The organism is Allorhizobium sp. Av2 (assembly GCF_021462805.2).
Lineage (GTDB): Bacteria > Pseudomonadota > Alphaproteobacteria > Rhizobiales > Rhizobiaceae > Allorhizobium > Allorhizobium vitis_G.
On sequence record NZ_CP192697.1, the window covers coordinates 671,585 to 690,717 of the forward strand.

A 19,133-nucleotide genomic window follows, 5' to 3' on the forward strand; every position below is an offset into this window, starting at 1 on the left:
ATCGGACTGTTAGTGCTCATGCGCCCAGTCAGGCGGTCTTCGCGCTGCCGCGCCAGCGCAACAGGCGCATGGCGTTGGCGGTGACGAGAACGGTGGCGCCGGTATCTGCCAGGATCGCGGGCCAGAGACCGGTAACGCCGATGATTGTCGTCACCAGGAAGACAGCTTTCAGCCCGATGGCAATGGTGATATTCTGGCGGATATTGCCCATCACCTGCCGCGACAGCATGACCATGTCGGCGATATCCATCACCCTTCCATGCAGAATGGCTGCATCGGCGGTTTCCAATGCCACATCGGTGCCGCCACCCATGGCAATGCCGATATCGGCGGCGGCCAGAGCCGGGGCATCGTTGATACCGTCTCCGACCTTGGCGACCCGTTCGCCCTTCGCCTGCATGTCGCGCACGATAGCTTGTTTGTCCTGTGGCAGCAGATCGGCACGAGGTTCGATATCAAGAAGCGTGGCAATCGCCCGGGCCGTGGCGGCATTGTCGCCGGTCAGCATGACTGGGCGAATACCGGCCGCTTTCAACGCGTCCAATCCTTGGCGGGCATCGGGGCGCGGCTCGTCGCGCAGCGCGATCAGCCCTGTTACAGCCTTGTTCTTCACCAGCAGCGAGACGGATTTTCCTTCCGCACTCAGCATTTCGATGCTGGTGCCGATCTCGGCGGAAATAGGGGCCAGTTCGGCGGCGGCACTGGCCGATCCGAGGAAAAGGCTGATGCCGTCCACCGTGCCGCGCACGCCCTTGCCAGCGATAGCGCCGGTCTCGGTTGCCGTTGGTACGGAAATGGCGCGGTCGGCGGCGGCCTCGATAATCGCCCGGGCCAGCGGATGGCTCGACCCCATTTCAAGGGCGGCTGCATCGGTCAGCACGGTCTCTTCGAGGGCGCCGCCAAAAGTGACGATATCCGTCAATTTCGGCTTGCCCTCGGTCAGCGTTCCCGTCTTGTCGAGCGCGATGGCGGTGATCCGCCCGACATTTTCGAGAACCGCGCCGCCCTTCATCAGCAGGCCACGACGCGCCCCGGCGGAAAGACCGGCGGCAATGGCGGCCGGTGTCGAGATGACCAGGGCGCAGGGGCAGCCGATCAACAGGATCGCCAGGCCCTTGTAGAGCCACAGGCTCCAGTCCCCATCCCACAACAGCGGCGGCAGGATTGCCACCAGCGCGGCCAACAGCGTTACAGCGGGTGTGTAGTATCGCGAAAACCTGTCGATGAAGCGCTCGGTCGGTGCTTTGCTTTCCTGGGCTTCCTCAACCAGCCGGACAACGCGAGCAATGGTGTTGTCGGCTGCGGTTGCCGTTACCTTGACCCGGAGTGTTCCTTCGCCATTCACCGTTCCGGCAAAAACACCTTCCCCGGCACCCTTGGTTTTCGGCAGGCTCTCTCCGGTGACAGGGGCTTCATTGATCGCGCTGGTGCCATCAATAATTTCTCCATCGGCAGGAACCCGGTCGCCGGGCCGCACGATGACAATGGTGCCGAGTGTCAGGCTGGCGGCTGCCACGTCTTCAACGCGGCCATTCCGCTCGATCCGCGCCGTATCGGGAACCAGCTTGGTCAGGCCTTGAATACTGGCCCGCGCCCGCCCAGCCGCAAAACCTTCAAGCAGTTCACCGACCAGAAACAGGAAGACGACCGTCGCTGCTTCCTCGGTCGCACCGATGACGATGGCGCCGATGGAGGCGATGGTCATCAGCATTTCAATGGAAAACGGTGTTCCGGCCAGCGCGGCCATCACCGCACGGCGGGCAATCGGCACGATACCGATGGCGATGGCGACCAGAAACGCCCAGAAGGAGAGGGACGGGACGAAATGGCCGATGAGCATGGCAATAACGAGTGCAGCGCCGCTCGTTGCGACCAGCCGGGCTTTTTGCGTGCGCCACCAAGGGCCTGTCGTGGGTCCGTCATCATGCTGATGGCTGTGCAGACCGTCGCCATGAGCGGCGTGGGCGTGCCCCTCATGGTTATGCATCTCATGATTATGCTCATCGTGATGGTCATGCGCCTCGCCATCATGATGGCCCGTGCAGGTGGAGCCATGCGCGTTATCGTGCTGGTGCTCGTGTTGTGGAACGGAGGCGGCGAGGCGGGTGGTCTTGTAGCCAAGACCGGTCACCTTATCGGCAAGCGTCACCAGATCGGCATCGCCATCGTGGACAACCGCCATGGTCTGTGCTGTCACCGACACCCGGACATCGGTAATACCGACCACTCGGCGTGCGGCGGTGTCGATCTTTGTCGCGCAGGAGGCGCAATCCATGCCCTCGACGCGGAAGCGGGTGGTCTGTTCGGTTGCCATCGGTTCGTCCTTGTCATTGTGTCGAACCGATCCTACATTCTCTAGTGACTAGAGGAGCAAGGGCAAAATTGATGAATATTGCAATTGGCGAGGCGGCGCGGATCAGTGGCGTCAAGGTTGCGACAATCCGGTATTACGAACAGGTCGGCCTTGTGCCGCAGCCGCCGCGCACCGATGGAAACCGCAGGCTTTACAGCGCTGCCCATTTGCAGCGGCTGACCTTCATCCGCCATGCCCGCGAGCTTGGCTTCGAGGTGGATGCCATTCGCACCCTGCTCGATCTTCAGGATAAGCCCGGTCAATCCTGCTCACCAGCCGATTCGATTGCACGGCAACGGCTTGCCGATGTCGAGGAGCGGATCGACAGGCTCAGGGCGTTGAAAACCGAGTTGGAGCGGATGATTACCGGCTGTTCGCACGGGACGATTGCCGAATGCCGGGTCATCGAGGTTCTTGCCGATCACGACCAATGCCGCCATGACCGGCATTGATGTCACTACTGCATAATTTTCTCTTTAAACCGGAATCGGTTTAAAGAGAAAATTATGCAGTAGATATAAAGCGCTACAGCGAACCTTTATGCGCCATACATGGCGCACGGCGCTGTAGAGCATCGGTCCGATGCTCTCAGTTTTTGTTTGCGCATCGGATTTATCCGAAAACCGGTTCTTAACTTTCGGTCCGATGCTCTAGTGGAATGAATTTGACATTTGATACCCCCTTGCCGCACCCTCGAGGATCAAATGTCAAATTCTTAAATTCCACTAGAAAACATAGGCTTGCTAGTGGTTCTGGAGATTCCGACATTTGCTCTCGAGGGTGCTGCAAACGGAGGCAAATGTCGGAATCGGACCACTAGGCCACCCATTTCAGATAGAGTGTCGCCAGCGGTGGCAGGGCGAGGTTGATCGAAAACTCCCTGCCATGCGCCGGGATCTGCTCGGCTGAAACGTCACCCTTGCCTTGCCCCGATCCTCCAAATTCACTGGCATCGCTGTTGAGGATTTCCGTCCAGCGACCCTGCCTTGGCACGCCAACGCGGTAGTCATGGCGCAACATCGGGGTGAAATTCGAGATCGCCAGAATGCAGCTCTCATGGTTTTCGTCATAGCGCAGCATGGCGATGACCGAGTTTTCGGCATCGTCGGCAATCGCCCATTCAAATCCGGCGGGGTCAAGATCGCTGAATTGCAGCGCCTTTTCCTGCTGATACAGCCCGTTCAGCTTGGCGACCAAAGTCTGGATACCAGCATGGCCCGGTCGGTCCATCAAATCCCAGGAGATCGATTGATCATGGTTCCACTCGATGTCCTGGCCGATCTCGCAGCCCATAAACACCAGTTTCTTGCCGGGATGCGCCCACATGAACCCATAATAGGCCCGCAGATTCGCTAGCTTCTGCCAGTGATCGCCGGGCATTTTACCCAGCAACGAGCCTTTGCCATGCACAACTTCATCATGGGAAAGCGGCAGCACAAACCGCTCGGAATATTGATAGACCATGCTGAAGGTCATCGTGCCGTGATGATATTTGCGATAGACCGGATCTTCTTCAATATAGGACAGGCTGTCATGCATCCAACCCATGTTCCATTTGAAATCGAAGCCCAGGCCGCCGTCTTCCGGTGACTTGGTCACACCCGGCCAGGCGGTTGATTCCTCGGCAATCATCAGCGCATGCGGGCAGCGGCTGTGAACAACGCTGTTCAAATGCTTGAAGAACTCGACGGATTCGAGATTTTCCCGGCCGCCGAATTGGTTGGGAATCCATTCGCCGTCATTGCGGCTATAGTCGCGGTAGAGCATCGAGGCGACGGCATCGACCCGCAGCCCGTCGATATGGAAATGCTCTAGCCACTCGAAGGCGCTGGCAATCAGAAAGCCCTTCACCTCCTTGCGACCGAGATTGTAGATCAGCGTGTTCCAATCCCGATGAAAGCCTTCGCGCGGATCTTCATGCTCATAAAGCGCGCTGCCATCAAAGCGTGCCAGGCCCCAGACATCGGTTGGAAAATGGGCTGGTACCCAATCGAGAAGGACGCCGACACCGCTCGCATGGCAGCGGTCGATGAAATAGGCCAAATCCTCCGGCGTGCCATAGCGCCCGGTGGGTGAAAACAGGCCGAGCGGCTGATAACCCCAGGAACCGCCGAACGGATGCTCGGTGATCGGTAGCAATTCAATATGGGTGAAATTCATGGATTTGACGTAGGGCACAAGCCTCTGGCTCAGTTCCACCCAGTCGAGCCAGCGATTGCCATCTTCGGCGATCCTCAGCCACGAGCCGAGATGCACTTCATAGATCGAGATCGGCTCGCGCGCGGCAGAATCGGCGTTCTGCCGTGTCATCCATGCCTGATCTGTCCAGGCAAACGGCGTGTTGGACGCGACGATGGAGGCCGTTCCCGGTGCCGCTTCACTGGCCTTGGCGACCGGGTCGGCCTTTTGCGGCAGGACAGTGCCTTGCGCGTCGATCAATTCATATTTGTAGCGCTCGCCGGGGCTGAGACCCGGAACGAACAATTCCCAGATACCACCGGCTTGGCGCAGGCGCATCGGGTTGCGTCGCCCATCCCAGGAGTTGAAATCACCCACCACCGAGACGCGCTGTGCGGTTGGCGCCCAGACGGCAAAGCCAACCCCTGATACCCCATCCATCTCTCTGGGATTGGCGCCCAATGTGCGGGCGAGATCATAATGGGTGGCCTCGGCGATCAGATGCAGGTCCATATCGCCGAGCAGCAGGCCGAAGGCATAGGGGTCTTCGGCAATCTGCACCGCATCAGGCCATTCGATCCGAAACCGGTAGTGTGAGGAGGAGCGAAGCTGTCCCGCAAACAGGCCGCCCGGATGCACCAGGTTCAGCCGGCCCACCGGGGCGTTGCTGTTTCTGTCGAGCATTTCCACGCCGAGCGCACCCGGAAAGATTGCCCGGACCACCGTTTCCCCATCCGCCCGATGCGGTCCAAGGATGGAAAAGGGATCGCCGTGCCTGCCGTCGATCAGGGCTTGAATCGCCTGGGCATCGATGCCGGATAGCAAGTCGCTCGTGGCAATCGTCATAGGGAGTTCTCCGTCAGCCGTTCGGCAATGTCGGCAAAGCCAGCGAGTGGAATGGCGATCCAGCCTGGCCGGTTGCTGGCTTCATAGCCGATTTCATAGGCGGCCTTTTCCAGCAGGAACAGGTCAAGAATCCTGCGGCGCTTTTCGGGGTCCATGGCCAGTGATGGTTCTGCGTCCACTGACGCGAAATAGCTTTCGAGGAAATGCGCCTCGGCCTTCTTGCGAAAGGCTTCGATCAGCGCGGCTCTTGCTGCACTATCGCCCTGAATGACGATCTCGCGGCCGGTATCGGCGGAAGCAGCGAGATAGCTCAGCGACCGGATCAGTCCTGCCACGTCGCGCAGCGGATTGGTCTTTGCCCGCCGTTCGGCGAGCGGGCGGGCCGGTTCACCTTCGAAGTCGATGATATAGACATCGTCCTCGGCAATCAGGATCTGGCCCAGATGGAAATCACCGTGGTTACGGATCATCAGCGTGTCCTTGGCACCACTGGCCAGCGTACCGACCGCGCTCAAGATCTGCTCCCGGCGGTCCGCCAGCATGGTGCTGACCCTGTTGGTTTCAGTGTCTAAACCATCACTGTCGGCGCCATGAGCAATCGCAGACACTCTGTCCAGGCAGTCGGCAACGCGGGCCATCACTGAGCGCGCCCAAACGGAGACATCCTCATCACGCATTGCGACCGGCGTAAAAGCCGGATCGTCTGTCGGCTTGGCCAGTGCCACATGCAGTTCTCCAAGCCGTTTGCCGATCACAGCGGCTTGATTGAGCAGCGGGTTGAACCGCTCTTGCTCGGCATCGTCATCCTGACCGGCAACCATGCTTTGTTCGAGCGTCTGTCTGAGCGTGTCGAGCATCCAGGTCCAGGCATCGCCCTGGTTGCGAATGGCGCCCTGGATGATGATCAATGTCGAGCGCTCATCTTCAGGGGAAACCCTGACGACCTCTCCCAGCAGCGGGGCCGTATTGGCATAGCCAAGCCGCGTCAGATGGCGGGTCATTTCCACTTCCGGGTGGATGCCCTGATGGATGTGACGAATGAGCTTGATCATTGCCATGTCGCCGATGATCAACGAGCTGTTGGATTGTTCAGCCGAGAGCCATTTGACCTGCATGTCCTCGGACAGATCCATGCCATCGAGCTGCTCGGTGCCGATGAAATCAATGGAACCGCTCTTACTGGAAATGCTGGAGCGTTCGCACAACGCCTTGATGACACCACGCGCCATGCTTTGCATGGCAAAACCATCCGTCAAAAAGCCGACCCGGCGTCCTTTGCGAACCCGCGCAAAGGCCAGTTGCTGGGCTAGCGCATGGGGTGTCTCATCGTCCCAGGCGATGGCAAACGGCAGGAAATATCGCTCAATGCGATCTTCCAGCTCGGTTTCCAACTCGCCCAGCAGCAGGTCATTGCCGAAGGGCATCGGAATGGTCGAAATCAGCGAGGCGCGTTTCACCCTTTCGCCCTTGGAGGCAAACCAGCGGCGCTTGGCAAGATAGGAAGGCAGGATTTCACGCGAAATCGTGTCTTGAATATTAGGCTCGTCCAGCAATTGGGCAAGTTCGCGCCGCATGACGATGGTGACAAAATCCGGCAATTGCTCCGGCGGTTCGGTGCGCCAGACCGGCCCATCCGCATCCGTCTCGCCTGAGAGCTTGAACCAGAAGAAACCATAGGGTGGCAGGGTCAGGAGGTAGGTCAACTGGCCGATCGGGGGAAAGGCCGACATGCCGGTCAGCTCAATGGGAATACGCTTTTCGAATTCGGCCAGATCCAGCTCGACTGCCTGCGGCAGGCGCGACAGATTGGCGACACACAGCAGCACTTCACCTTCATATTCGCGCAAATAGGCGATGATCTTGCGGTTGGCCGGTGACAGGAACCGCAATGTGCCGCGTCCGAACGCCGTAAATTTGCGCCGAAGCGCCAGCATGTGACGGCTCCAGTTCAGCAGCGAATGGGCATCAGCCGACTGGGCCTCGACATTGACCGCCTCATAGCCATAGAGAGGGTCCATCAGCGGCGGCAGGACCAGGCGCGCCGGGTCTGCGCGGGAAAACCCGCCATTGCGATCAGGCGACCATTGCATCGGTGTGCGCACTCCGTCGCGGTCGCCGAGATAGATATTGTCGCCCATGCCGATCTCGTCGCCGTAATAGATCACCGGCGTGCCGCGCATCGACAGAAGCAGCGCGTTCATCAGCTCGATGCGGCGGCGGTCGCGTTCCATCAGCGGTGCGAGGCGCCTGCGGATGCCGAGATTGATCCGCGCCCGGCGGTCAGCGGCATAGGTGTTCCACAAATAGTCCCGCTCGGCGTCGGTGACCATTTCCAGCGTCAGTTCGTCGTGATTGCGCAGGAAAATCGCCCATTGGCAATTATCGGGAATCTCAGGTGTCTGGCGCATGATGTCGGTGATCGGAAAACGATCTTCCTTGGCAATCGCCATATACATGCGCGGCATCAGCGGGAAGTGGAAGGCCATATGGCATTCGTCACCCTCGCCGAAATATTCCTGGGTATCTTCAGGCCATTGATTGGCCTCGGCGAGCAGCATCTTACCCGGATGGCCTTCGTCCATTGCCGCCCGGATCTTCTTCAGGATCGCATGGGTTTCCGGCAGGTTTTCGTTATTGGTGCCTTCGCGCTCAACCAGATAGGGAATGGCGTCGAGCCGGAAGGCATCGATGCCGGTATCGAGCCAGAACCGCATGACCGTGATCAACTCGTCCAACACAGCCGGATTGTCGAAGTTCAGGTCCGGCTGGTGGGAATAGAAGCGGTGCCAGTAGTAGGCGCCAGCCACCGGGTCCCAGGTCCAGTTGGATTTTTCCGTATCGAGAAAGATGATCCGGGTTTCCGGAAACTTCTGGTCGGTCTCCGACCAGACATAGAAATCCCGTTCCGGCGAACCGGCGGGCGCATTGCGGGCTCGCTCAAACCAGGGATGCTGATCGGATGTGTGGTTGATTACCAATTCGATGATGACGCGCATGTCGCGGGCATGGGCAGCATCCACAAAGGCGCGGAAATCGTCCATCGTGCCGTAGTCCGGGCTGACATTGCCGTAATCGGCGATATCATAGCCGTCATCGCGCCGTGGCGAGGGAAAGAATGGCAAGATCCAGATGGCGGTAATGCCAAGCGAGGCGATATGGTCGAGCTTTTCCGTCAAACCCTTGAAGTCGCCGATCCCATCGCCATTGCCATCGTAAAAGGACTTGATGTGCAATTGATAGATAATTGCATCCTTGTACCAAAGCGGATCGGTCTCGGCATTCTGCTGTTGCTGTTCCATTGGAAATCTCCTCACCTGACGCGGTAAATGCTGAACGGCAGGACATGCGGGTTGAAACCGACCGTCTGCCATTTGCCTGTCCACGTGAATTTTCTCATTGTCACCAGATCCTCGAGCGCGAGACTGCCGCTATCGGGCAGGCCCCAGCGCCACAAAGGCAGCTCGACTGTGCTGGTCTGGTGATTGTGCGGGTCGAGGCTGACTGCCACGAGCAGAACGTTTTCGCGGCCCGGACTGGCCTTTTCGAAAAACATCACCTGGTCGTTGGAAGAGGGCAGCAGCGTCAGGCCGAGATGGGAATGAAGCGCCGCATTTTCGGTGCGAATGCGGTTCAGCATGGTAATCTCGGCAATGATATTGCCGGGCCGGTCCCAGTCCCAGGCGGTAATCTCGTATTTTTCGCTGTCAGCATATTCCTTGCGCTTGGCATCCGGGCGGCCTTCGCACAGTTCAAAGCCGTTATAGACGCCCCAAAGCCCGGAAAGCGTCGCAGCCAAGCCCGCCCGGATCAGATAGGCCGAGCGCGGCGCGTTTTGCAGAAAATCCGGGTTGATGTCATGGGTGTTGACGAAGAAATGCGGCCGGAAGAATTCCTTGGGTGCCTGGGTCGTCAGTTCGAGCATATATTGCTCGAGCTCCCAGCGCAGATTGCGCCAGGTGAAATAGGTATAAGATTGCGAAAAGCCGATCTTGGCCAGCCTGTACATCACCTTCGGCTTGGTAAAGGCTTCCGACAGGAAGACCACCTCCGGGTGACGGGCGCGGATATCGCCGATCAGCCACTCCCAAAACGGAAAAGGCTTGGTGTGCGGATTGTCGACGCGAAACAGTTTGACGCCTTCGCCGACCCACATCTCGACAATGTCGCGCAAGGCCTGCCAAAGCGCGGGAACGGCGTCCTTGGCGTAGAAATCGACGTTGACGATATCCTCGTATTTCTTCGGCGGATTTTCCGCATAGCGGATCGTGCCATCAGGACGCCAGTCGAACCAGCCGGGATGCTGCGTCAGCCATGGGTGATCGGGTGATGCCTGGATGGCGAGGTCAAGCGCGATCTCCAACCCCTCATCGCGGGCCGCAGTGACCAGAGTTCTGAAATCCTCGAATGTGCCGAGCTGTGGATGGATGGCGTCATGGCCGCCATCGGCGGAGCCGATGGCATAGGGGCTGCCGGGATCGTTCGGCCCTGCCTTCAGGCTATTGTTGCGGCCCTTGCGGTTGGTCGTGCCGATGGGATGGATGGGCGGGAAATAGACCACATCGAAACCCATGGCGCGAATGGCTGGCAAGCGCTTGATAACATCGGCGAATGTGCCGTGACGGTCCTTGTCGCCGCTTTGGGAGCGGGGGAAAATCTGGTACCAGCTGGCAAAACCCGCCTCCAACCGCTCCGCGTCGACGGGAAGCGGCTGCGAGCGCAACCGGAAAGGCCTGGCATCGGCGCGGTCCATCAATGCAAACGTGTCGGCTTGCAGCAACAGATCGGCGCGTTGCTGTTCAGGGGTCTGTTCCAGGCGAGCGATCAACTGTTCGAGGTCTGAAGCCAGTTGTCCATCGGCCCTTGCCAAAGCCTGGCGCACAAGGGCGATGCCCTCCTGCAATTCTAATTTCAGATCCAGCCTTGCCTCATGTTTCTTGGAAAGCTCGTAATGAAAAATCGCAAATGGATTGCGCCAGGCCTCGACGATAAATTCATGCCGTCCGAGCCGTGACACTGAAAATTCACCCCGCCACCGGTCGTTTTCGATCAGTTCCATGCGGACTTCGCTCCAGTCATCCCTATCGCAGGGCCGCCAGAGCACGGCGGCAGAAAGCGGGTCATGACCATCGCCAAAAATATCAGCCTCAACCGTGATCCGGTCGCCGACAACGCGCTTGATGGGGAAACGCCCGTCATCCACGGAAGGCTGGATATTTTCAATCGCCAGGCGGGGTGAGGCGGCGGCATCACTTGCCGTCGTTTTGGGCTCAAACACGATGGCATCGGCCCGTGCCCCGGTGAGCAAGCAAAGCCCGCCCGGGCCGATTTTTCCTGTCTCCAGAATTTCGGACGGCGCTTGGCCCTGGTCGAGCATCAATGGCAGGAAGCCGGAGGCGATTTCGTGAAGCGCATGGAGCGGTAGGGTCGCTGATGTGCGCAGATCGCGATTGAAGGCGACGATCCGAATGCCCTGCGACGACCGAAGGTCTTCGCGGTCGGATTGCACCAGGGCGCAGGCTGGTGAGCCGGCTTTGGCGACGATCCGCAAGGGTTTTCCGAGAAAAACCTGCCGTTGTCCGGCTTGATCGTTGAGGGCGCGAATGCTGGCGGAAAGATCGAAGCTGCCCTGATCCTTCAGGCCCCTGATACCTTGACCATCGCCATGCGTCGGATCGAGCGGGGTGCTCACCCCGAATTCGAAACCCATCGGCACCATCAATGGACCGAAGGCGGCGGCAAGATGAAGGGCGCGGATAGCCTTTCGCTCCGTGATCTCACGGCTTTCCATGCCATGGGCGATCCGCCGGGCAAAAGGGGCTTCGGGAAAAGCGATCTGAATGCCGAGGGCGCGTTGCAGCGCGTATTCCTCGGCAAACCACGGTTCCTCGAGATTCCACCAGGCAAAGGATGAGAAACAGCCGTCAAAGCCTGTGCCTTGCAAAGCGCGCCGCGCCTCAAAACTCGTCCCCGGCGTCCAGGCGAAGAACCGGGCCGACGGACCGGCTGCGATCAGGTCTCGCCAGAAGGATGAAGGTGCGGCATCGATGCCAATACAGCGGAAACCAGCCACGCCCGCAGCGGTAAACTGTGTAATACGCGCACGCCATTCACCCAGCAGATGGGTTGTTTCATCGCTGCTGGTGAAATCGACGGGGCGGCTGCCGGAATGAAAGGGCGAAATCCTTGGATCGGCAATCTGTCCAGGTGGCGTTTCCGTCGCAACCCGGTCAATCACCAGATCCAGCATAAAGTCCAGGCCATGCGCCCGGGCAGCCTTGGTCAGTTCTCGCAGGCACTCATCGCTGCTGCCTGGGAGATCAAGGGCGGGGTCGAATGTGTCGAAGGATTTGGATATGAACAGGCTGGCACCCGCTGCACGCGCAAATGGCGGCGCACTGAGGACTGTATCGAAGCCCAGTCCACGCACATGCTCAAACAGGGTGTTCCAGTCCGCCATGCCTTTCAGCAGTAGCGGATGGATATAATAGATGTTTGGCGCGCTGGACGAGACCGTTTCCCTGATGATGTCTTGTTGTTCGGCAGCATGTGATTGCGTCATCGTCCACCCGCATAATTTGTTTACCAAGGCCAAACACCTCACGCGGCAGGTGGTTCCATTCAATAAAACATATGCCGTTGAGAGTGCAGGCGAAGGGCGGGGGGAAGCCCTTTGCAGGCGTTGGTTGAAACGCTTTGCTGCTCCGGCAATGACAATCGCTGCCGATGGATGGAACCGTACCCTTGAGGATGGGTTGGTGGTGTGACTGCCCACATCGCGACGCTGTCTGCGGCACGGCCTCTGCCGCAGACAGCGTCTATCGCTCAGGATGGACCCGATCATGACGTCAATAATCAACAGACTTGCCAAGAGACATGGGATCAACCTCGCCAGACCGGGAATAGAACAGGCGGAAGTTCCAATTTCAGACGCCACAAAACGTCGGCTGTTGGCGGCTCTCAACGTGGAGGCGGGTGAGCCTGGCCGCAGCTATCTGCCCGATTGCCTTGCTCGGGATCGTGTCTGGGGCTTCAGTCTGCAACTTTATGAACTGCGATCAGTGCGCAATTGGGGGATCGGCGATTTTGCCGATTTGCAGAGCATGGTGATGCTTGCCGCCAATCAGGGGGCCGATTTTATCGGGCTTAACCCGTTGCACGCGCCTTTTCTGGCGGACCCTGCCCGGTGCAGTCCTTATGAGCCATCCAACCGGCGCTTTCTTAACCCGCTTTACATCGCCGTCGATCTGGTGCCGGGTTTTCACCCGAATATGGCCGACAGCGAGACGCTAGAGGCTTTGCGGCGATCCAAACTCGTCGATTACAAGGCGGTTGCCGGTGTGAAGCTTGAGGTTCTGCGGCGGATCTGGGACGGTTCGAGACAGTTGGAGCGAAATGACGATCAGGACAGAGCCGATTTCAGGCGTTTCTGCGATGAAAGCGGTGATGCTCTACAAAATCATGCTCTATTTGAGACTTTGTCCCGGTTCATGAGCGAAGGTGGCCATGGTGCGGGCTGGATGTCCTGGCCTGCGGAGTATCAGGATATCGATCATCCCTCCGTTCGGGCCTTCCGTAGCCAGAATGCCGAGGAGATCGCCTTTCATGTCTGGCTTCAATGGGTCGCGCACCGGCAGCTTGAGACGGTTGCTGCCCAAGCGTGCAAAGCAGGACTGAGGATCGGCCTTTACCTTGATCTTGCTGTCGGCGAAGCGCTGGATGGTTCGGCGACCTGGAGCGAACCGGACATCTATCTGCGGGGCGCCAGCATTGGCAGCCCGCCCGATCCCTGGGCGGTGAATGGCCAGGATTGGCGGTTGGCCGCCTTGCAGCCGGCCTTGATCGCTTTTTCTCGCCGGTCGCCCTATCGTCAGATGATCGATGTGGCAATGCGCTATGCGGGTGCAGTGCGTATCGATCATGCCGCGGCCATTCAGCGCTTGTTCCTGGTGCCAGCCGATAGGGGGCCGGAGGAGGGGGCCTATGTCGATTATCCCGCCCGCGAGATCCAGGGCGTGATTGCTGAAGCCTCTGTACGCAATCAATGCCTGGTCATCGGTGAGGATCTCGGTCTGGTGCCATCGGGGCTACGCCAGCAGATGGCGGATGCCAATCTCCTGTCCTATCGCATCCTGTCTTATGAACGAGACAAGCGCGGCTTTATCGCGCCGGAGAAATATCCGGCGCTGGCGCTGGCCTGCGTCTCGACCCACGATCACCAGACGTTGGCGGGATGGTGGCGCGGTGCCGATATCGAGGCGCGTGCGGCACATGGAATGGTACCGGAAGCATCAAGACGCCAAGAGCAGGCCGACCGCATTAAGGAACGTGCCGACCTGCTGTTGGCCTTTAAATCGGCTGGAATCGTATTGCAAGATCATGGTGCAGAACAGCCGGACCTGCATGAGCGCGTGGTGGCTGCCCATCGGTTGATGGCGAAAACAGCTTCCATGCTGGTCTCTGTCCGGCTTGCCGATCTCACTGACGAGGAAAACCCGACCAATATTCCGGGAACCAGCAGCAGTTATCCGAACTGGCAGCCGAAGCTTTCGGTCTCCTGTGAAGATCTCACCCGGTTCAGCCTTTTTAATCGGATTGTTGAAGCGATGAGGCAGGAAAGACCCAAATCAAAATTCGGCAGCAAGAATTTGGCTGGAGAAGAAAGTGGTCAATGAGTTTCCCGAAAACACAGATTCTCGGACCAGTCGACATTTATCAGGACGAGCCCGGATTTGACTTGAATTTATGCCCCTAGATTTTGAGGGTTTAATCCTTCGGTGCCGAATGTGACGCCGATGAAAACCGCTATTCCCGAGGGTATTTAAGCAGAAAAAACGCATAAATGCTTGCCGCTTTGGCCGCTTTCCTGTAGATAATTCCCCGTTCGGGTATTTATGATCCCGGAGACTGGACTGATTGTATCTCCGCGCCCAACCTTAATGGGTTGCGCGGCTTTGGGGGCTTAACCTCCGCTGGTAGACGTCTTTTCCCCGTTATCGCGACTTACCGACCTGTCTCTTCGCGAAGGGACGATGCATGCTTCGTCCGGCCGCCGCCGGGCGTGGCGAAACTAAAAACTCAAGGGATAAGGACTTCTCCCATGGCCATCAAGGGCACCGTAAAATTCTTCAATCAGGACAAGGGCTTCGGCTTCATCACCCCGGAAGGCGGCGCGAAGGACGTTTTCGTTCACATTTCCGCTCTCCAGGCTGCTGGCATCCAGACGCTTCGTGATGGCCAGGAAGTTACCTTCGACACCGAAGCTGACCGCATGGGCAAGGGCCCGAAGGCTGTAAACATCCGCGCTGCGTGATTGTTTCGCCTCCGTCCTTCACGGCGGATGATTTTGAACGGCGTTCCGCAAGGAGCGCCGTTTTTCGTTTATCGCGTCTGGCTTTCATTCCTTCGATGAGGCGTGTGCAAAAAATCTGAGGTGAGACTTCAGGCGGCCCGCACCGGACCGGCATCGATATCCACCGCAGCAAAGGCGGCGGCGATCGCATCAGGGCTAGCCCCCGGTTTGGGTGCGTCAGCCGAAAGGATCTGGCGAAAGCGCCGCGCCCCGGCATAGCCCTGAAACAGCCCAACCATATGGCGGGTCAGATGCACCAGACGTCCGCCTTCGGCGATGTGGCGGGCGGCATAATCCATCATCGCATCGCGAACGAGGTCCATGTTTTGAGCCTTGACGGGTGCGCCATAAATGCGAGCGTCGACCTCGGTCAGCATCGTGGCATTGTTATAGGCGGCCCGGCCGACCATAACGCCATCCATCACCTGCAAATGCGCGCTGGCCTCATCCAGATCGGTAATACCGCCATTAATCCCAAGAAAAAGATCCGGGTTTTCCTGTTTCATCAGGTGAACCAGCGGATAATCTAGTGGCGGAATATCACGATTTTCCTTGGGACTGAGGCCCTGTAGCCAGGCCTTGCGCGCATGAATCCAGAGTGCGTCCGCCCCAGCGCCAATCATCCGTTTGATGAAATCCGGCAGAACATCACCCGGTTCCTGGTCATCGACGCCGATCCGGCATTTGACGGTGACGGGAACGGTGGAAACCGCTTTCATCGCTCGGATGCACGCTTCGACGGTCTGCGGTTCGCGCATCAGGCAGGCACCGAAGGTTCCGGCCTGGACCCGGTCCGATGGACAGCCGACATTCAGGTTGATTTCGTCATAGCCCCAGTCATTGGCAATCCGCACGGCTTCCGCCAGCTTATGCGGATCGGAGCCACCCAGTTGCAGTGCCAATGGATGCTCGCTGGCGTCAAAAGCCAGCAGCCGCTCCCGCTTGCCATGCAGAATGGCATCGGCAACGATCATTTCCGTATAGAGCAGTGCATGGCGGGTCAACAAACGGTGAAACCGCCGACAGAACGTGTCCGTCCAGTCAATCATCGGGGCGACAGCGAAGACTTTATGGGAGCGATAGCCGAGTTTCAGCGGCTCAGGCGGCTGTTGCATCTTTACACGCTCTCTGGATGAAGTGGTAAAGCAGAAGATCGACTTCCAGCAGATGCTGAACGCGGCTGATTTTTCTCAGCACATCGGCCAGTTGATGGATGGTCTCCACGGGTGGCTTCATCTGCACCACATTTTCCGGTACGCCCAGGTTTGCCGCAATCAGCTTGGGGTAACTGGTATCGTCCTGACCGGGATCGAAAACCGTAAACTGCGATAGAGCATCGAGGGCCTTGGTGACGTCATCAAGAGAGGGGACATCGGTCGGGTTTGCGGCAACCAGTTGATGGGTAAAGGGGGAGGCCAGCAGATTCAGGGTTTCTTTTGGCGCGTGCTTGATGGCGGTGATAACCGCTTCTTCATCCTGAAAAGCCAAGCCTTCAAACAGGTTCATGACCGGCTTGAACAGCAATTTATCGCGCGGCGAAACGAAGGAAAACTCATGCTTGTTAGATCGGCTGAAAACGATTATGCGCGTCGCCAGCTCATAGAATGGGTCTCGCAAGGCAAGCATTGTCGTGTCGATATTGTAGCCGATGTAAACCAGATAGGCTTTCAGCAAAATCCGGCCCGAAACATAGACTGAGGGCTGGTGAATGATCTCCAGCATCTGGCGAACGGTTTCAAAACCGAAACGTTCAACGCCGCATTCAAAAAACTGGAAATAGGGCTTCACCCCCAGATCCAGCTCTCTATGCGGCAAATAGGCTGTTTCGATCCGCAAAACCTTTTTTGGAATATATTCTGGCTGGGCGCGTCGGTAGATGGTGAGCCTGGTCTCAGGATCGTATATTTCCAGCTTCGACGCGGTGCTAATGCCCGGAATATTGTCGTCGTTCAGAACGAAGCCAACATTTCCGGTCTCGTGAGCGCCGAGCGCGCGGGCGCCATCAACGTAAACCCACGGCAAAATTTCGGTTTCCCTGTCCTCGTCATTTATCCGGACGCGAATGCAGGGTTTCGTGGAAAAGCCGTCAGGGACTATATAGCCCTGTATCTCCGCTCCAGTATCTTGGTAAACGCAGAAATTCATTTATCTACGGGCATCTCTCGTTATTTTGGCACTCTGTAACACGAAAACATCGAAGATGGGGACCACATCCTCGCCTTTAGATATTCGCAAGCGGAATACGAAAGATCATTCAATGATCTTTCGTATAAGAGCCAATTTTAATTCCGTCCAGCCTTACTCAGCAGGCTGGACGTCATGACAGGTATGACGTCGACACAAAAACCGGGCAATCCGTGCCGGTCAACCTGATGATACCGCAGCCAGCGAGGGTGCCGCATCGAAACGGCGAACGGAATGCTCGCGCCGCTCCAACTCGGTCACTATGGCCAGATCCAGCACTTTTTGCAGGTCCGCGGCGTGGCGGAAATCTGGCTCCCGGGTCTTGCCCTCCTGAACCGCAGTGACGAAGCGTTGGTAATTGGTGGCAACAGTGCCGGCATCCAGTTCCGTCCAGATGCCTTTTTCCACATCGTCGCCCATGCAGGCCCGCAATGTATTGCCGGTCGGCGTGTGGATCACCTCCAAGGCACCCTTGTCGCCATGCATGCGCAGGCGCAATTCGTTGAGGTGGCCGGTTGCCCAGCGCGAGGCATGCACGACGCCAATCGCGCCATTGCTGAATTCCGCCGTCATCGTGAAACTGTCATTGGCATCGAGATCGTAATCGCCAATCCGGTTGCCCGGCGCTTTCTCAAATGTCTTTAACCGGGCGAAAATATGCTCGACATCGGTTGCCGCGCCATAACTGGCGAAATCGAGAATATGGATGCCGACATCGCCCAGCACGCCGTTCGAGCCGTGCTTGGTGGATAGCCGCCACAGCCACTGGTCCTCAGTTGCCCAGTCACCCCAAGCCTTGGAGACCAGCCAGCTTTGCAGATAGGAGGCCTCGATGTGGCGGACCGTGCCGATTTCGCCAGCCAGGACGATCTGCCGGGCCTTCTGCACCGGTGCGACATTGCGATAGGTCAGGTTGACCATGTTGACCAGCCCGGCTGCATTGGCTTTGCGGGCCATCTCGTCGGCTTTTTCAAAGCTTTCCGCCAGCGGCTTTTCGCAGAACACATGCTTGCCCGCCGCGATCAATTGCAGTGTCGTCGGGTAATGCACCCGGTCGGGCGTGACATTGGCAACGGCATCAAACTCACCCCAGGCAAGCGCGTCGTCCAGCGAGGTGAATGTATTGGCGATATCATGGCGCAGCGCAAAACCACGCACCTTGGCGATATCGACATCAACGGCGCCGACCAGTTGCGCATCGCTATTGGTGGCAAACTCGATGGCATGACGGTTCGCCATGCCGCCGGTGCCGAGAATGAGAATACGGACGGGTTTGTTCATCGATATCCGGCCTCCCCGGCCTTATGCAATTTCGGACCCCGTTCCTGGATCGGCTCGAGCGCCTGATCGACCGGCACATTCGGGGCATCATGAATGGATTTCAGCGCCGGGCGTGGATTATACGCCCATTTCACAGCGTTGGAGATCACCTGTTGTATCGTTTGGTTATGGTAGGTCGGGTAGGTTTCGTGGCCGGGGCGGAAGTAGAAAATATTGCCAGCGCCGCGCCGCCAGGTGAGGCCGGACCGAAAAATCTCGCCGCCGGAAAACCAGGAGATGAACACGGTTTCCAGTGGCTCTGGTACGGAAAAGAACTCGCCGTACATTTCCTCATTTTCCAGCACGAATTGTTCGGGTATGCCAGCCGCGATCGGATGGCCGGGATTGACGGTCCAGACCCGCTCGCGTTCACCGGCTTCACGCCATTTCAAGGCGCAGGGCGTGCCCATCAGCCGCTTGAACGGCTTGGCGAAATGTCCAGAATGCAAGACGATGAGGCCCATACCTTCTTGGACGCGGGCGACAACCCGCTCGACGATCTCGTCGCGGACGCTGCCGTGATCCTTGTGGCCCCACCAGATCAGCACGTCGGTCTGCTCCAGGCGCTCGGCGCTCAGGCCATGCTCGGGCTCCTGCAAGGTTGCGGTCGTGGCCTCGATGTCACTATCCCGGTTCAAAGCCTTGGCGATGGCTGTATGCATGCCTTCCGGATAAAGATTTCCCACCACTTCATTGAGGTGCTCATGAATATTCTCACCCCAGACAACCGTCTTGATCGTCACGCGCTTCTCCTATCGGTTGAAATTTCCATCCGTGAAAAATCCGCAGCCTGATGGCTGCAAGCCCCCATTTGTCCGTCGCCGGCTTCCCTTGGTGCCGTTTCCCCCTGTGACACCTCATCCGAGCCCAAATCATCAACGATAAGGCACCGAATATATTGAC

Annotated in this window: 11 protein-coding genes; 3 read left to right on the forward strand and 8 right to left on the reverse strand. The window is 58.2% G+C overall.

The genetic code is table 11. The annotated features are described in order from the left end of the window. Positions 1-28: 28 nt before the first annotated feature. Positions 29-2,314, reverse strand: a complete 2,286-nt coding sequence (locus tag FS819_RS20915) for a heavy metal translocating P-type ATPase (protein WP_156547487.1) — start codon at positions 2,312-2,314, stop codon at positions 29-31. A gap of 68 nt (positions 2,315-2,382) precedes the next feature. Between FS819_RS20915 and FS819_RS20920 the strand changes: the two genes are divergently transcribed. Next, positions 2,383-2,805 (forward strand): MerR family transcriptional regulator, encoded by a 423-nt coding sequence (locus FS819_RS20920; protein WP_174089298.1) that lies wholly within the window; start codon positions 2,383-2,385, stop codon positions 2,803-2,805. Between the two features lie 364 nt (positions 2,806-3,169). On the opposite strand, the gene glgB is transcribed toward FS819_RS20920, so the two are convergent. The 3 genes from glgB to FS819_RS20935 are packed head-to-tail and all read right to left on the reverse strand — an operon-like array spanning position 3,170 to position 11,936. Then, positions 3,170-5,377 carry a 1,4-alpha-glucan branching protein GlgB gene (gene glgB, locus FS819_RS20925; RefSeq protein WP_156547488.1) on the reverse strand — a complete coding sequence of 736 codons (2,208 nt, stop codon included), beginning with the start codon at positions 5,375-5,377 and terminating at the stop codon, positions 3,170-3,172. Beyond that, the gene (gene treS / locus FS819_RS20930; protein ID WP_156547489.1) at positions 5,374-8,676 is read right to left on the reverse strand and encodes a maltose alpha-D-glucosyltransferase; all 3,303 of its coding nucleotides are present in this window, start codon (positions 8,674-8,676) and stop codon (positions 5,374-5,376) included. Before treS ends, glgB begins: the two co-directional genes overlap by 4 nt. A gap of 11 nt (positions 8,677-8,687) precedes the next feature. Then, entirely contained in the window at positions 8,688-11,936 is a 3,249-nt protein-coding gene (locus FS819_RS20935; protein ID WP_156547490.1) for a maltotransferase domain-containing protein, read from the reverse strand. A gap of 280 nt (positions 11,937-12,216) precedes the next feature. Between FS819_RS20935 and malQ the strand changes: the two genes are divergently transcribed. Both malQ and FS819_RS20945 read left to right on the forward strand, forming a co-directional pair. After that, positions 12,217-14,049 carry a 4-alpha-glucanotransferase gene (gene malQ, locus FS819_RS20940; protein ID WP_234624451.1) on the forward strand — a complete coding sequence of 611 codons (1,833 nt, stop codon included), beginning with the start codon at positions 12,217-12,219 and terminating at the stop codon, positions 14,047-14,049. Between the two features lie 425 nt (positions 14,050-14,474). After that, positions 14,475-14,687: a cold-shock protein gene (locus FS819_RS20945; protein WP_012653910.1), complete on the forward strand. Its 213-nt coding sequence runs from the start codon at positions 14,475-14,477 to the stop codon at positions 14,685-14,687. A gap of 128 nt (positions 14,688-14,815) precedes the next feature. Here FS819_RS20945 and dusA read toward each other — a convergent pair whose 3' ends face one another. From dusA to FS819_RS20965, 4 genes are all read right to left on the reverse strand, one after another. Further along, positions 14,816-15,841, reverse strand: a complete 1,026-nt coding sequence (dusA, locus tag FS819_RS20950) for a tRNA dihydrouridine(20/20a) synthase DusA (RefSeq protein ID WP_156547492.1) — start codon at positions 15,839-15,841, stop codon at positions 14,816-14,818. Continuing rightward, positions 15,825-16,748 carry a hypothetical protein gene (locus FS819_RS20955; RefSeq protein ID WP_156547493.1) on the reverse strand — a complete coding sequence of 308 codons (924 nt, stop codon included), beginning with the start codon at positions 16,746-16,748 and terminating at the stop codon, positions 15,825-15,827. Before FS819_RS20955 ends, dusA begins: the two co-directional genes overlap by 17 nt. Positions 16,749-17,090: 342 nt before the next feature. After that, positions 17,091-18,191: a Gfo/Idh/MocA family protein gene (locus FS819_RS20960; RefSeq protein WP_156547494.1), complete on the reverse strand. Its 1,101-nt coding sequence runs from the start codon at positions 18,189-18,191 to the stop codon at positions 17,091-17,093. Further along, a complete protein-coding gene (locus tag FS819_RS20965; RefSeq protein WP_234624450.1) occupies positions 18,188-18,973 on the reverse strand; it encodes a ThuA domain-containing protein in 786 nt (261 codons plus the stop codon). Before FS819_RS20965 ends, FS819_RS20960 begins: the two co-directional genes overlap by 4 nt. Between the last annotated feature and the right edge of the window lie 160 nt (positions 18,974-19,133).